The 16,464-nt window shown below is 35.7% G+C and carries 6 protein-coding genes; 3 read left to right on the forward strand and 3 right to left on the reverse strand.

Annotated features, from left to right (window positions below; translation table 11 throughout):
• The first annotated feature begins 1 nt into the window (after nt 1).
• Nucleotides 2-8,515 (forward strand): DNA-directed RNA polymerase subunit beta/beta', encoded by an 8,514-nt coding sequence (locus OPR39_RS03850; protein WP_265039130.1) that lies wholly within the window; start codon nt 2-4, stop codon nt 8,513-8,515.
• 6 nt (nt 8,516-8,521) lie between these two features.
• Here the strand turns inward: OPR39_RS03850 and dusB are convergent, their stop codons facing one another.
• Nucleotides 8,522-9,484 carry a tRNA dihydrouridine synthase DusB gene (dusB, locus tag OPR39_RS03855; RefSeq protein ID WP_265039133.1) on the reverse strand — a complete coding sequence of 321 codons (963 nt, stop codon included), beginning with the start codon at nt 9,482-9,484 and terminating at the stop codon, nt 8,522-8,524.
• Nucleotides 9,485-9,489: 5 nt separating this feature from the next.
• Nucleotides 9,490-11,412 (reverse strand): C48 family peptidase, encoded by a 1,923-nt coding sequence (locus OPR39_RS03860; protein ID WP_265039135.1) that lies wholly within the window; start codon nt 11,410-11,412, stop codon nt 9,490-9,492.
• Between the two features lie 143 nt (nt 11,413-11,555).
• Between OPR39_RS03860 and serS the strand changes: the two genes are divergently transcribed.
• Nucleotides 11,556-12,833 carry a serine--tRNA ligase gene (gene serS / locus OPR39_RS03865; protein ID WP_265039433.1) on the forward strand — a complete coding sequence of 426 codons (1,278 nt, stop codon included), beginning with the start codon at nt 11,556-11,558 and terminating at the stop codon, nt 12,831-12,833.
• Between the two features lie 34 nt (nt 12,834-12,867).
• Nucleotides 12,868-14,139 carry a phosphoribosylamine--glycine ligase gene (gene purD / locus OPR39_RS03870; protein ID WP_265039137.1) on the forward strand — a complete coding sequence of 424 codons (1,272 nt, stop codon included), beginning with the start codon at nt 12,868-12,870 and terminating at the stop codon, nt 14,137-14,139.
• A 633-nt stretch (nt 14,140-14,772) separates the two neighbouring features.
• On the opposite strand, the gene OPR39_RS03875 is transcribed toward purD, so the two are convergent.
• Nucleotides 14,773-16,038 carry a WD_0033/WD_0034 family tandem repeat-containing protein gene (locus OPR39_RS03875; RefSeq protein ID WP_265039140.1) on the reverse strand — a complete coding sequence of 422 codons (1,266 nt, stop codon included), beginning with the start codon at nt 16,036-16,038 and terminating at the stop codon, nt 14,773-14,775.
• Nucleotides 16,039-16,464 lie beyond the last annotated feature (426 nt).

Raw genomic sequence — 16,464 nt, forward strand, 5'->3', positions numbered from 1 at the left:
AATGGTTGATTCTTCTTATATGTACGCTTCTGGTGCTTTTGTTCCTAGAGTTTCTTATTCTAGGTCGATTGATTTAAAAGATTCTTTATTGGATTTGGTTAAGGTTCAAAAAGAATCGTATGATTCATTTACTCCTCAGAATAAGGGTAATGAAAGACTTGAAGTTATCTTTCATACAATCTTTCCAATAAATGATCCTTTGCGTAGGGCTACTATTGAGTTTATAAGTTGTAGGGTGGATGATCCTAAGTATGATGAATCTGAGTGTATAAAGCGTGGTGTAACTTTTTCTGCTCAGGTTATTGCTTCTATACGTCTTGTTGTTATGCAGGATGGTATTTCTCTTGATGAATATAAATCGATTAAAGAGAGTGGAGATCATTCTAAACTTGCAACCGTTGTAAAATCCATAGAAGAGCAGAAAGTCCACTTTTGTGGGTTGCCTATGATGACTGATAAGGGCACTTTCATCATTAATGGTGTGGAAAAAGTTATCGTCTCACAAATGCATAGGTCTCCTGGTGTATTCTTTGATAGCGATAAGGGAAAAACTTACAATTCTGGTAAATTGATCTATTCTGCTAGAATTATTCCTTATAGGGGTTCTTGGCTTGATATTGAATTTGATGTTAAAGACCATTTGTATTTTCGTGTTGATAGAAAAAGAAAATTGCCAATCTCAGTTTTATTAAAGGCGTTGGGTTTATCAAATAATGATATACTCGATAGATTTTATGAGAAAATAAAGTATGTAAAACATAAAGATGGTTGGAAAGTGCCTTTTGTTCCTGATAAATTTAAAGGAGTGAGGCTGCCTTTCGACTTAATGGATATTGAAGGTAATGTGCTGCTTAAAGCTAACGTTCGTATTACCTCAAGACTAGCTAAAAAGCTATATGATAATGAATTGAAAGAGTATCTGGTTCCTTTTAATTCTATATGTGGTTTATTCCTCGCAGAAGATTTAATGGATAGTGCTAGCTCTACGAAAATTTTATCTGCTGGTGAATCTATAAAGCTGGAAGACATAAAGAAGCTTGAGTTATTATCTGTAAATGAAATATCAGTGTTGAACATAGATAATTTGTTTGTTGGACCTTATATATTAAATACGCTTTTCTTAGATGAAAACATGTCTTATCAGGATGCACTATATGAAATATATAGAGTTTTGCGTCCTGGTGAAGTTCCTGTTTTAGAGATAGTAGAAGAGTTTTTCCGTAATCTTTTCTTCAGTCCGGAATATTATGATTTGTCTAACATTGGTAGGTTGAAGCTTAACTCTTACCTTGGATTAAATTATGATGAGGATTTAACTGTTTTAACGCATGAAGATATTATTGAAATTGTGAAAAAAATAGTATTGTTACGTGACGGTCAAGGATCTGTAGATGATATTGATCATTTAGGAAACAGAAGAGTAAGATCAGTTGGAGAGTTTATAGAAAATCAATTTAGAACTGGGTTGTTGAAATTGGAACGCGCAATAGTTGATTCTATGTCCACTTCTAGTTTAGATAAAGTTTCTCCATCTGATTTTATTAATCCAAAAGTGTTAACTAATGTCTTAAGAGATTTCTTCAATTCTTCTCAATTATCTCAATTTATGGATCAGACTAATCCGTTATCTGAAATAACACATAAAAGAAGGTTATCCGCGTTAGGTCCTGGCGGTTTAACAAGAGAACGGGCAGGATTTGAGGTGCGTGATGTTCATCCAACTCATTATGGAAGAATTTGCCCTATTGAGACTCCTGAAGGGCAAAATATAGGGTTAATCAACAGCTTAGCTATATACGCGCGTATTAATAAATATGGTTTCATTGAAAGCCCTTATAGAAAAGTAGTCAATAGGGTTGTTACTGATCAAATTGAGTATCTTTCTGCTATAGACGAAGGCTCACATCATATAGCTGACACTAGCGTAAAGCTTGATGAAAATAATTGCTTTGTTGATGACATGCTATACTGTAGATATGCTGGTAGCTTCGTCATGGTAAGTAGCGACCAAGTTAGTTACATTGACGTATCTCCTAAGCAGGTAATATCAGTTGCAGCTTCCTTGATTCCATTTTTAGAAAATGATGATGCTAATAGAGCATTAATGGGCTCAAATATGCAACGTCAGGCCGTACCTTTATTGAAGCCTACCGCTCCTCTGGTTGCTACTGGTATGGAGTCTTTTGTAGCTTCTGGCTCTGGTGCTGTAGTTTTAGCAAAACGCGATGGCATAGTTGATAGTTCTGATAGTAACTCTATAGTTATACGTGCTTTTGATAAAGAAAGGGTTAACTACTTGGACGTAGATATTTATCATCTAAGGAAGTTTCAGCGTTCTAACCATAATACTTGTATTAATCAAAGACTGCTAGTGTGCGTAGGTGATTATGTTAAAAAGGGTGATGTAATAGCTGATGGTCCTGCAATTAACAGTGGTGAGTTGGCGCTTGGTAAAAATTTGCTAGTCGCTTTTATGTCTTGGCAAGGTTATAATTTTGAAGACTCTATTATTATTTCTAGTGAAGTTGTTAAAAAAGATCTCTTTACTTCTATTCATATAGAAGAATTTGACTGTGTTGTACATGATACCCCTTTAGGATCAGAAAAAATAACTCGTGCTATACCTGGTGTTAATGAAGAAAATCTATATCACTTGGATGATAGTGGTATAGTGAAAATTGGTACAAGAGTTGGTCCAGGCTATATTCTGGTAGGTAAAGTTACACCTAAACCTTCTCTTTCATTGCCTCCTGAAACGAAGTTATTAATGACAATTTTTGGTGAAAAGTCATTCGATTGTGCGGATTCCTCTTTATATACATCTCCAGATGTTGAAGGGACAGTAATTGATGTACAAGTCTTTACACGCAGGGGGGTTGAAGAAAATGAAAGGGCATTACTCATCAAACAAAAAGAGATAAATGACTTTGAGGAAGAGCGAGATTATATAATCAATGTTACTAGTGAATATTTCTATGATGAATTGAAGAAACTTCTTATTAATTCTGGTTCTCAAGATCGAGAAAAATTTGACTCTATTGAACGTGAGCAATGGTGGGGTATAGGATTAAAAAACCAATCCATTTCTGAGCAAGTTAAGAGCTTAAAAAAAGATTTTGATGAAAAAGTATCACATGCAATAGCACAGTTTAAGCGAAAAGTAGAAAAATTACATGAAGGTTATGACCTGCCTCAAGGTGTGTCGATGTCAGTAAAAGTTTTCATTGCTGTGAAACATAGTCTGCAACCAGGGGATAAAATGGCTGGTAGACATGGAAATAAAGGTGTGATTTCTCGAGTTGTGCCAGTGGAAGATATGCCTTATTTGGAAGATGGTACTCCTGTTGATATTATTCTTAACCCTCTTGGTGTTCCTTCACGAATGAATGTAGGGCAAATACTGGAAACGCATGTAGGTTGGGCTTGTAGAAAATTAGGGGAAAAGGTAAGTAATATTCTCGATGAGATCAATAAGATCAAAAGTGCTTTTTGCAAGGGAATTAGGTCCCTTAACGATGATAATTTTACACAATTTGCAGTAGCATACCTTGATAATAAAAAAATTGAAAATATTGATGATGATGAAATAACGGCTTCTGTTTTAAATACACCTAATAAGAATGCACTAAATGACGAGTTGAATGAGTTAGTAGAGAACTATTTGAACTCTTGTAAAAGTTCATACAGCAATTTACGTAACTTCCTGATTGAGGTTTATAGCTATGGCAGTAACGTATCTATCTGTAATGATATTCGTAATATTAGTGATAATAATCTCATTGAATTTGCACGCAAATTACGTGATGGCGTTCCTGTTGCTGCACCTGTATTTGAGGGTCCAAAAGATGAACAAATAGCAAAATTATTTGAACTTGCTGGTTTAGATAACTCTGGACAAGCTGTATTATATGACGGTTGCAGTGGTGAAAAATTCGACCGCAAGGTTACAGTTGGTTACATGTACATGCTTAAGTTGCACCACTTGGTTGATGGTAAAATTCATGCGCGTTCAGTAGGGCCTTATAGTTTGGTTACTCAACAACCTCTTGGAGGAAAATCTCATTTTGGTGGTCAGCGTTTTGGTGAAATGGAATGTTGGGCATTACAAGCCTATGGTGCTGCTTATACTTTGCAGGAAATGTTAACTGTGAAGTCTGATGATATTAATGGTAGAGTTAAGATTTATGAATCGATAATAAAAGGTGACAGTAATTTTGAATGTGGAATTCCTGAATCCTTTAATGTGATGATAAAAGAACTACGTTCTTTATGTTTAAATGTAGATTTAAAGCAAAATGATGTAGTGATTGAAGATATATCTCACACTAACATTGCACAACCTTTTAATGAGGTTAGCATATCGATTGCTAGCCCTGAAAGTATTAAGCGTATATCTTGTGGTGAGATAGAAGATGTTTCAACTGCAAATTATCGTACGTTCAAAGTTGAGAAAGGTGGATTATTTTGCCCTAAGGTTTTTGGCCCTGTCAATGACGATGAATGTTTATGTGGAAAATACAAAAAAAGAAGACACAGAGGTCGCATATGCGAAAAATGCGGAGTAGAAGTTACATCTTCTAAAGTAAGAAGAGAAAGGATGGGTCATATAGAGCTTGCATCTCCTGTTGCTCATATATGGTTTTTGAAATCGCTTCCTTCAAGAATTGGAGCATTATTAGATATGTCTCTCAGAGATATTGAGAATATTTTATATAGCGATAATTATATCGTAATAGATCCTCTTGTTTCGCCTTTTGAAAAAGGTGAGATTATTAGTGAAAAAGCTTATAATGAAGCTAAAGATAGCTATGGGATCGATAGTTTTGTAGCTATGCAAGGTGTTGAAGCTATAAGAGAGTTGCTAACGCGCCTTGATTTACATGAAATTAGGAAGGATTTAAGACTAGAATTAGAATCTGTTGCTTCTGAGATAAGAAGAAAGAAAATTATAAAGAGATTGCGTATTGTTGAAAACTTCATTAAATCTGGAAATAGGCCTGAGTGGATGATACTTACAACTATACCTATTTTACCACCTGATTTGCGTCCTTTGGTATCGCTTGAGAGTGGTCGTCCTGCAGTTTCTGATCTGAATCATCATTATAGGACTATTATTAATAGAAATAACAGGTTGAGGAAATTGTTGAGCTTAAATCCTCCTGAGATTATGATTCGTAATGAAAAAAGGATGTTACAAGAAGCAGTTGATTCTCTTTTTGATAATAGTCGTCGTAATACTTTGGTAAATAAAGCTGGTGCTGTTGGATATAAAAAGTCCATTAGTGATATGTTAAAAGGAAAACAGGGTCGTTTTCGCCAGAACCTCTTAGGAAAAAGGGTAGACTACTCTGGACGTTCTGTAATAGTTGTTGGTCCAACTTTGAAACTAAATCAGTGTGGATTACCAAAAAGAATGGCTCTTGAACTATTCAAACCTTTTGTTTACTCAAAGCTTAAGATGTATGGTATGGCTCCAACTATTAAGTTTGCTAGTAAGTTGATAAGAGCAGAAAAACCAGAAGTTTGGGATATGCTTGAAGAGGTAATAAAAGAGCATCCTGTTTTGTTGAATAGAGCGCCTACGCTACATAGACTTGGTATTCAGGCTTTTGAGCCAATCCTTATTGAAGGCAAAGCAATACAGCTTCATCCGCTTGTCTGTACGGCGTTTAATGCTGATTTTGATGGTGATCAAATGGCAGTGCATGTGCCAATTTCATTGGAAGCTCAGCTTGAAGCTAGGGTGTTGATGATGTCCACTAATAACGTTTTAAGTCCTTCTAATGGCAGACCGATTATAGTTCCTAGTAAAGATATAGTACTTGGTATATATTATCTGACTTTACAAGAACCTAAGGAAGATAATTTACCATCTTTTGGTGCTTTTTGTGAAGTTGAGCATTCCTTGAGTGATGGTACTTTACATATTCATTCTAGTATAAAGTATAGGATGGAGTATATTAATAGCAGCGGTGAAACTCACTATAAAACTGTTTGTACAACTCCTGGCCGTTTAATATTATGGCAAATTTTTCCTAAGCATGAGAATCTAGGCTTCGATCTAATAAATCAGATATTAACAGTCAAGGAAATAACTGGTATAGTTGATTTGGTATATCGTAACTGTGGTCAAAGTGCTACAGTGGCATTTTCTGATAAATTAATGGTACTTGGCTTTGAGTATGCCACATTTTCTGGTGTCTCTTTTGGTCGTTGTGATATGGTTATACCTGAAACTAAAGCTACACATGTTGATCACGCGAGGGGTGAAATTAAGAAATTCTCTATGCAATATCAAGATGGGCTAATAACTAGAAGTGAGAGGTATAACAAGGTTATAGATGAATGGTCTAAGTGTACGGATATGATAGCTAATGATATGTTAAAAGCAATATCTATATATGATGGAAATAGTAAGTACAACTCAGTGTATATGATGGTTAACTCTGGTGCAAGGGGTTCTACTTCACAGATGAAACAGCTAGCAGGAATGCGAGGGCTCATGACCAAACCTTCTGGTGAGATTATAGAAACACCTATAATTTCTAATTTCCGTGAAGGATTGAACGTATTTGAATACTTTAATTCTACTCACGGTGCGCGTAAAGGTTTAGCTGACACTGCACTTAAAACTGCAAACTCTGGATACTTAACTCGTCGTTTAGTTGATGTATCTCAAAATTGCATAGTTACAAAGCATGACTGTAAAACAAAAAATGGTCTTGTTGTGAGAGCTACAGTTGAAGGAAGTACTATAGTTGCATCTCTAGAGAGTGTTGTGCTGGGTAGAACAGCTGCAAATGATATATATAACCCAGTGACAAAAGAATTATTAGTAAAAGCAGGGGAATTAATTGATGAGGATAAAGTAAAGCAAATCAGCATTGCAGGTCTTGATGTTGTAAAAATTAGATCGCCTTTAACTTGTGAAATAAGTCCTGGTGTATGTTCTTTATGTTATGGAAGAGACCTTGCAACTGGTAAAATTGTTTCAATAGGTGAAGCAGTTGGTGTTATAGCTGCTCAATCTGTTGGAGAGCCAGGTACTCAGTTAACGATGCGTACTTTTCATATAGGTGGAGTAATGACTAGAGGCGTTGAATCCTCGAATATTATAGCTTCTATTAATGCTAAAATAAAGTTAAACAATAGTAATATAATTATAGATAGAAACGGAAATAAAATTGTGATAAGCCGTTCCTGTGAAGTCGTGTTGATTGATAGCCTTGGTAGTGAGAAGTTGAAGCACAGTGTACCTTACGGCGCTAAGCTTTATGTAGATGAGAGTGGGTCAGTAAAAATTGGCGATAAAGTTGCGGAATGGGATCCTTATACATTGCCTATTATCACGGAGAAGACTGGTACAGTGTCTTATCAGGACTTAAAAGATGGAATTTCGATCACTGAAGTGATGGATGAATCTACAGGAATATCAAGCAAAGTAGTAAAAGACTGGAAATTGCATTCTGGTGGAGCTAATTTACGTCCTCGTATTGTGCTGCTTGACGATAATGGTAAAGTAATGACACTCGCAAGTGGCGTTGAAGCATGTTATTTTATACCAATCGGTGCAGTGCTCAATGTACAAGATGGCCAGAAGGTTCATGCAGGTGATGTTATTACAAGAACACCAAGAGAGTCAGTTAAAACTCGTGATATTACTGGTGGTTTACCAAGGGTTATAGAGTTATTTGAAGCACGTCGTCCTAAAGAGCATGCTATTGTTAGTGAGATAGATGGCTATGTAGCGTTTTCTGAAAAAGACCGTAGAGGAAAATGCAGTATATTAATTAAACCTGTAGATGAACAAATTTCTCCAGTTGAATATTTGGTATCAAGAAGTAAGCATGTAATAGTCAATGAAGGTGATTTTGTACGTAAAGGTGATCTATTGATGGATGGTGACCCTGATCTCCATGATATTTTACGTGTGCTTGGGTTAGAAGCTTTAGCGCACTATATGATTTCTGAAATACAGCAAGTTTATAGATTGCAGGGTGTTCGTATAGACAATAAGCATTTAGAGGTGATCTTAAAACAAATGCTACAAAAAGTGGAAATTACTGATCCTGGTGATACTATGTACTTGGTTGGCGAAAGCATTGACAAGCTGGAAGTTGATAGGGAAAATGATGCTATGAGTAACTCTGGCAAACGGTCTACTCATTATCTTCCTATTCTGCAGGGGATTACTAGGGCAAGTCTTGAAACTAGCTCCTTTATTTCTGCTGCCTCTTTCCAAGAGACAACAAAAGTACTTACAGAAGCAGCATTCTGCGGGAAGAGTGATCCTTTAAGTGGATTAAAAGAAAATGTTATAGTAGGAAGATTAATTCCTGCTGGTACAGGTTTGATTATGAATAAGATCAGAGCACTTTCACTTTGTGATAATGTGGATAAATATGAAAAATATTTTGATATTGAAACTTATGACGAGGAATGGTTGATGGATAATGGTTGTCATTTACACTCTGGTGAGGAAGAGAGCGTAGTGGCATACGATCAGTCGAATTGAGTACAGCTAGTGTGTCTCTTGACCAAAAAAGCCAATAATATTTTCTTTCACTTCTGTGCTATCTGTCATGTTATTTACTCTCACACGAAATTCAGATGAGCCTTGAAGCCCGCTACTGTACCAACCTATGTGTTTGCGGGCCATCTTTATTCCTGTGTCATTTCCATAGTACTCAAGAATATTGTCGTAATGCTCGAGTATGATGCTTAATCTCTCTGAAGCTGTTGGCTCAGAAGTTTCACTTCCACTGAGAAAGTTCATTGCTTGATTAATCAGCCAAGGTTTACCGTAGGCACTACGACCTATCATCACTCCGTCTGCTCCAGATTCTTTGAGAGCATTCTGAATATCATTTAAATTTTTAATATCGCCATTTACTATAACTGGAATTTTCACTTGCTCTTTAACATTTCTAACGAATTTCCAATCTGCTTGACCATTATAAAGCTGCGCTCTTGTTCTTCCATGCACAGTGATCATTTTTGCTCCTAAGTCTTCGGCAATTTTCGCAAGTCTCGGGGCATTGCGATTTTCATCGTTCCATCCAGTGCGCATTTTCACCGTAACTGGCATATTCACTGCTTTGACCACAGCTTCAATTATCTCAGCGGCTTTTTTCTCATCACGCATTAGCGCTGATCCTGCATAACCGTTTACAACTTTTTTAACAGGGCAACCAAAGTTTATGTCTATAATTTTTGCTCCCATGTCCTCGTTTAATTTTGCAGCCTCCGCCATAACATCTGGCTCACACCCAGCAAGCTGCACAGCAGTTAATGCATCGACTTTTGCTTTTTGCAAACTCTGGCGAGTTTGCATAATCATAGCTCTGCTTGCGATCATCTCTGAAACTAACAAACTTGCACCAAGTTTCTTCACAATACTTCTAAACGGATAATCAGTCACTCCAGACATTGGAGCTAAAATAACTGGAGAATCAATTGTCAAATTTCCTACTTGTAGGGACATATATTCTATGTGTTCAAACCTAGCGCATTTACACATACTGTTACAACACTTTGTATAGCCGAACTTACTTTTTCCATAAGAGAAGGCTCTACCTCTACTATCTCAGCTCTCTCATAATGACCAGGTGCCAAGTATACCGTTTCTTGTTCTTTATTTCCCCATAGCTCGTTGTTCTGCTGATAACCTTCATTTATCATTCCCGCATTTGGCAGAAACAATGTATTTACATCATTACCATTATTTTTATAGTAGACGTCAATTTCAATATTAGCCAGCGAAGCTAAGATAGAAATTTCTTCTATGAAAACATGGTAACTTTGGCTGCTGATTGCCTCTAGATAAGATCTATAAATGGATTTGCCATTGAGAAAAGAATTTGCTGCAGTATCACTATTATAATTTCTATCATATTTTCTTTCACTAATATTGAGATTACTAGCACTAATGCTTCTTAAATCACCTATAACTTCATTTTCTTTTAATGTTGTAAGACAACATAACTTTTTTATTAATTTATTAGTCTTTTTTTTGATCTTCTCTACCCGTCTGTTTGTATGCTGAACCAAATCTTTTATTGAGTCCGACATACCAATCAAATGATTTGGATTTTCTAAGAATGCACCAAAAACTTTCTGCATCTGTCCCTTCAATAACTCAGGCATCCTTGGATCATTCAAAGAGTTAAATTGACTTAAAAATTTGTGCCATTCCATTCTCATATCTTGTGCTTTTTCAGTTTTATATTGACCAGAGCTATTATCACCAAATACCGCATGGAAAAAGCAGTTGCCATCACCTGTAGTATTATATTGAACAATTTTTGTTTGCTTACTTTCTACTGAATCTAAACTTACTCCGCTATCTTTACGACTTATATTTCCTGGACCACCTAATACAGGGCTTGGCGTGCCAGCCCTGCTTTGTTCATCCTTTTTCAACGCTTTTGCAAATTCTTTTCTCTTCTCTATTAATTGCTCTGAACTAAGTTCATATTTTAGCTGATCATCAATTTCATCAAACGATTTGCCTGCTTTCAGCATATCTGTAATTTTCTTAGCATTCTCTAAGGCAAATATTCCACAATTATACTTATCATCTTGTTGTTTAGCTTTTGAGTTTCTAATACTACTATTGTCTATTCCTAGAGTTTTCTGTAGCGCACTTGATACCTCTTCTGGTAATGGTTCACCAAATGAATCGCAATAATATGCTCTAAACTTTTTACTCTTTTCATCATGAGAAATAACCAATGTTACCCAATGATTGTTATTTAAGTTAAGAATTGAAGATAATACTAAATTGTTATCCCCTTTTACTTTATCTTTATATTCTTGCAATCGGTTCCCCAGAAAAGATGTAAGATTATCGAGGCAAGAAAAGAACACTCCTTTGGAAAATTCCCTGTGACCTTTTTTACGATATGGCATCCATCCATAGTAACTTTTTGCAATCTCTGCAATATCAAAATTACTTAACCAAAATTTATAATCTTCTTTTTTATTTGTCTTATATACAAAAGAATCCTTATTTTCTTTGCAGTCAAAAATACCACTATCCCTATCAGGAGTTTTCGGTCTTGCTTGCTTTTCTGGAGTCTTGCCTTGCAAATCTTGTAGTTCTGTATCTTTTTCTTCACTCCTTTCCCCCTTTGAAGCTCTTTTTCCATTAATATAGTTCTTCGCTAAGTAAAATAAAGGTTCAACAACCATTTTGTATGCTACTGTAAGAATTATTCCCATTAAAACCCAAACTACGGGGTTAGAGATGAGCATAGCAAGTGGAAAGGTCAATAGAGGGGATCCTATTACCGCCCCTAAACAGCCAGCAGCGAATGTGGCTGCTAGGCATACACAAGTAGCGTAGATAACGAATTCCTCACCAGCAAAGCCAGTGCTCTCTTTCTGATTATTTTTTGTAATACCCAACATACTACTCCCTATGAACGCTAAGTTAATTAAATTTTAACAAATTCTAACAAAAAAATCAACCATAATAATTTTAGTAGTATGAGAATATATTGAATATTAAGAGCTTTTGGAGTACAGTAACAATGTTAGTAATAGCACAATATATGCACGATATAGAATATATACGCAAAAACCCTGAAGGATTTGAAAAGGCAATGAAAAGCAGGGGAATTAGAGAATCTACTGCGGAAGAGATATTAGAAATCGATCACGAGAAAAGATCATTAACCACTAAACTGCAGGATTTGAATAGGCAGCGCAATGAAATCACAGAGGAAATAAAAAAGCTTAAAATGAGCAAGAGCCCCTGTGAAGAGCAAATAGAGTTGTCAAAAAGCATCACAAATGAGATAGAGGCAATCAGCTTAAAAGAACAAGCAGAAAAGGATAAGTTAGTGAATGTTTTATCTAACTTGCCGAATATTCCTGCGCAAGATGTGCCAATAGGCGCAGATGAGAACTCTAATTTAGAGGTGAGAAGATATGGAGGAAAAAGACAGTTTTATTTTACAGCAAAATCTCATTATGAGCTCGGGGAAAAGTTAGGTTTAATGGACTTCGAACAAGCGGCGAGAATTTCCGGATCAAGATTTACGATATTAAAAGGACAGTTAGCTAAGCTTGGACGAGCGCTAATAAATTGTATGCTTGAAATGCATGTTAATGAATTTGGCTATACTGAGGTGTACCACCCGGCTTTGGTGAAAAACGAAGCTATGTATAATGTTGGTCAGCTACCGAAATTTTCTGACGATTCGTATTTAACTACCGACGAATTGAGGTTGATTCCCACAAGTGAAGTGTTTTTAACAAATTTAGTTGCTGACAAAATAATGGAAGAAAAAGAACTGCCTATTCGCTTTACTGCATATTCGGAGTGCTTTCGTAAAGAAGCAGGTAGTGCAGGTCGCGATACCAGGGGCATGATAAGGCAACACCAATTTGGTAAAGTGGAGTTGGTAAGCATCACAACTGAAGACCAATCAAATGATGAGCTTGAGCGTATGACGAGTGTTGCTGAAGAGATATTAAAAAAATTAGAATTGCCATACAGAGTAATGCTGCTTTGCAGTGGCGATATGGGTTTTGCTGCACAAAGGACTTATGACATAGAGGTATGGTTACCTGGGCAAAATAAATATAGAGAAATATCAAGCTGCTCAAATTGTGGTGCATTTCAAGCAAGAAGGATGAACGCTAAATACTCTTCAGAAACTGATAAAAAGATGAAAAAATATATTCACACTTTAAACGGCTCAGCTTTAGCTATAGGAAGAACGATTATTGCCATAATGGAGAATTATCAAAATTCTGACGGGTCGATTGCAATACCAAACGTGTTGCAAAAATACATGAGTAATGATACTGTTATAAGCAAATAATAATTTTGACATATAGAAAAGCGAGGAAATAAAGATGAAGGTTCTGGTTATAGGTTCTGGTGGGCGTGAGCACGCTCTACTTTGGGCTCTAAAAAAATCTCCTATCTTGACTGAGTTATATGTAACTCCTGGTCGCCAAGCTATGAAAGATCTTGGGGCTCTTGTGGATGTAAATATTCAAAATTCAGTAGATGTTACACAATTTTGCAAGAGAGAAAATATAGAGTTGGTTGTTATTGGTCCAGAACAACCAATAATTGATGGGCTTGCTGATGATTTAGTTGCAGAGGGAATAAATGTTTTTGCTCCAAGTCAAGCAACTGCAAAACTTGAGGGATCGAAGTCTTTCACCAAGGGACTATGTAAACGATATGGTATACCAACTGCCAAGTACGAGTGTTTTGTTGATGAAGGGTTAGCTAAAGATTTTGTACGTAGCAATAAAATAAAGTTTCCACTTGTAGTGAAAGCAAATGGAATTGCAGCAGGAAAAGGGGTGGTTATATGTAATACAGAAAGCGAAGCTTTTTCAGCAATAAATTCAATGCTAGTGGAGAAAAAATTTGGTGAATCAGGTGAAGAAATAATCATAGAAGAGTTTTTAGTTGGAGAAGAAGTAAGTTTTTTTGCTCTTATTGATGGGTTGAAAGTAGTAACTCTTGGGTGTGCAAAAGATTATAAGAGAGTTGATGAAAGTAATGAAAGCCAAAATACTGGAGGTATGGGGTCGTACTCATCACCTTCAATTATAAGTAAGGACATGGAGCAAAAAATTATCCAAAAAATAATATACCCTACAGCTCAAGCATTGGTTAACATGGGTACGTCTTATAAAGGAGTACTCTTTGCTGGTTTAATAATTTGCAAAGATAGCCCAAAACTTCTCGAGTATAACGTTAGATTCGGTGATCCAGAAACGCAATCTATATTACCTAGATTTGATTCAAATTGCGATTTGTTAAAATTGATGTTGTCAGTTGCAGAAGGAAAGTTAAATGTCAAAATGGTGGAACTTAACAACAAATCTACAGTTTGTGTAGTTGTTGCAAGTAAAGGCTATCCGGGTGATTATCAAAAGGGAGAAGTAATTAAAGGATTAGATAAGATTGAAAGCATTCCTGGTGTGTTGGTGTTTCATGCTGGTACTAAATTCGATGAAAGTGGTAACTTAGTTTCCGATGGCGGAAGAGTGCTAAATATAGTAGCAGAAGGGAGCACTATAGAGGAAGCCAAAAGTAAGCTGTACTCAGCATTAAATTTTTTAGAATGGCCAGGGGGCTTCTTCAGATACGATATCGGTAGTTAATGTTAGCTGTCGGTTAGCAGGTGGTTCACAGAAACAAAAACTTCCTTGACACCCTTCGCCAGCCCCCTTATCATAACAGTGAAGCTATTGTATTTGCTTTCGCCAATCTGCAGATTAAAAGGTAAGGATTACTTAATGTATCGGCGTCTTATGTTCAATTTTTTGCAGTATATAGATACTGTATGTCTTTACAAAACTTCATCTACATCTAGATTTTTATCTAAATAAGCTGAACGCGCTTATAAAGCGTTACAAGACATCAAAAAATGCCAATACTCGACAGAGATAGTAAAAGACTAGCTAACTCGGGGATTCTTTGTCTTTTTTTCTGCTTAGTAAATTTCTTAAACATTTGCAGCGTAAGTTAGTTGCAATTAAAAGCGGCTGAATCTCGCTTGTCAAGCGTTTAAAACATAAAAAACGCCAATATTTTAAAGCAGATAATAACCCCAGGGCTTCTTTTGCCTTTTTTTTATTTGGTAAATTTCTTAATATTTATGGCTAAACGACAACCGTCATCCCGCTACTTGTTAGCGGGATCTAGAGATACCGCGGCGGTATGACGTAGGGAAACCTTTCTTGGGTTAGCTATAAAACTAATCAGCATCTTGTTTAGCACATATAAATTAAGTTTCACAAATATAGTGCTAAACCTTGAAAATATGTTATAGCTACTTCTTCCAATTTAGTGGTGGGTTTTGACAGTACACATGTTATTTTACTAGCTACCAACTCAAGTGTCACAGAAGTTGCAATCATTTTAAATGTCACAGAAGTTGCAATCACTGCATTTATATTCTGTACTTTAACATTTACTCTACTTTCTATTAGAGGCTTTACCCCCCCTACATCATTACGTACAGCAGTATGATTTATTTCATTTTTAGTTCCACTACTATGCTGCAACAAGATATCCCCGTTAACTTTTATTTCAACATTTTTGTCACTACTACCATTGTTAAAATTTAATCCCTCATCTCTTCTACTTTGTCTTTTTTCTTTTAATTTTAATTCAGTTTCTCTTTCATCAAGTACGGAAACGGTAGGAAATGGGATGTGAGTTTTTTCCTGACCATCTTGATTTATAGCTCTTGTTGTATTAAAAGCTTCGTTGCTTTTACATGATATTGTATAAGTAAGTGGTGTGTAGATTTTTTCTTCACTATCTGGATATTTTATAGTTATTGTTGCATTAAGAATGTCTTTCAGAATATCGTTTTCTCTAGCTATGTCTAAAATTTCTTGAATAACTTTGCGATCATGTAATGCGGCAAGTAACTTATCAGTTACTTTTTGATTATTTTTATGTTTTATGGTTATTGTTGTGTTAAGAATGTCTTTCAGAATACCGTTTTCTTTAGCTACTCTTAACATTTTCTCAACAGCTATACTATCTTTACGTAGTATAGCATAAGCAAGTGGTGTAACAGTTGCTCTCCGACCATCTGGATATTTTATAGTTGTTGTTGCGTTAAGAATATCTTTCAGAATACCGTTTTCTTTAGAGACTTTTAAAGTTTCTTCAATAGTTTTGCTATTTTTACATAATATGGCATAAGTAAGTGGTGTGCAAGTTTCTTCCTGACCACCTGGATATTTTATAGTTGTTGTTGCGTCAAGAATGTCTTTCAGAATACCGTTTTCTTTAGCTACTCTTAACATTTTCTCAACAGCTATACTATCTTTACGTAGTATAGCATAAGCAAGTGATATAATAGTTGGTTCTTTACCCCGATGTTTGCTTACTTCCGTAGTAAGAATCCTTTGTTTTTCCTTTTTAGATATTTTTTCTAGTTCTTCAGCAATGCTACTTTTTTTGCCTTTTATTTTTGATGCTAATTTTAAAATATTTTTTTCATCTTTCTCTTTCAATTTCGAATCGTTTACCTGATGAGTCATTTTTTTTCTCAAGGTCTTTCTTATTAAACTAAGTATAACATTTCCTCTCTTCGTGGTTATAATATTTGCTTTTATGAATCAGTTGTGTTGATAATGTATTAATTGCATAGTTCAGACATTGTTTTATAAAGCAAAATTTTAGTAGACCACCTTACAAGAACGTTTCTTGCTAATTCTGAATCCGAAAAAAGGACGCAGTAAAGTTATTTGTAAGGGAAGAATGAAACTTGTAGCTATAGCTAAACTGACTTACGATAATTTGAAAAACCGTCATCCCGCTGCTTGTTAGCGGGATCTAGAGATACCGCGGCGGTATGACGGTTCGCAGTGGTATGACGGTTCGCGGCGGGATGACGATAAGCTCGTCATCCCGCTACATTAATATTGTATTAATAAAAACTTAATAATAATCCTTAATAATATATG

This window comes from Wolbachia endosymbiont (group A) of Yponomeuta plumbellus (genome assembly GCF_947251575.1).
In the GTDB taxonomy this organism is placed as follows: domain Bacteria; phylum Pseudomonadota; class Alphaproteobacteria; order Rickettsiales; family Anaplasmataceae; genus Wolbachia; species Wolbachia pipientis.

Bases quoted from the DNA above. Each gene is read 5' to 3' on its own strand.
- purD (WP_265039137.1), top strand. From the start codon at position 12,868: ATGAAGGTTCTGGTTATAGGTTCTGGTGGGCGTGAGCACGCTCTACTT.
- OPR39_RS03860 (WP_265039135.1), bottom strand. From the start codon at position 11,412: ATGTTGGGTATTACAAAAAATAATCAGAAAGAGAGCACTGGCTTTGCT.
- serS (WP_265039433.1), top strand. From the start codon at position 11,556: ATGCACGATATAGAATATATACGCAAAAACCCTGAAGGATTTGAAAAG.
- OPR39_RS03875 (WP_265039140.1), bottom strand. From the start codon at position 16,038: ATGACTCATCAGGTAAACGATTCGAAATTGAAAGAGAAAGATGAAAAA.
- dusB (WP_265039133.1), bottom strand. From the start codon at position 9,484: ATGTCCCTACAAGTAGGAAATTTGACAATTGATTCTCCAGTTATTTTA.
- OPR39_RS03850 (WP_265039130.1), top strand. From the start codon at position 2: ATGGTTGATTCTTCTTATATGTACGCTTCTGGTGCTTTTGTTCCTAGA.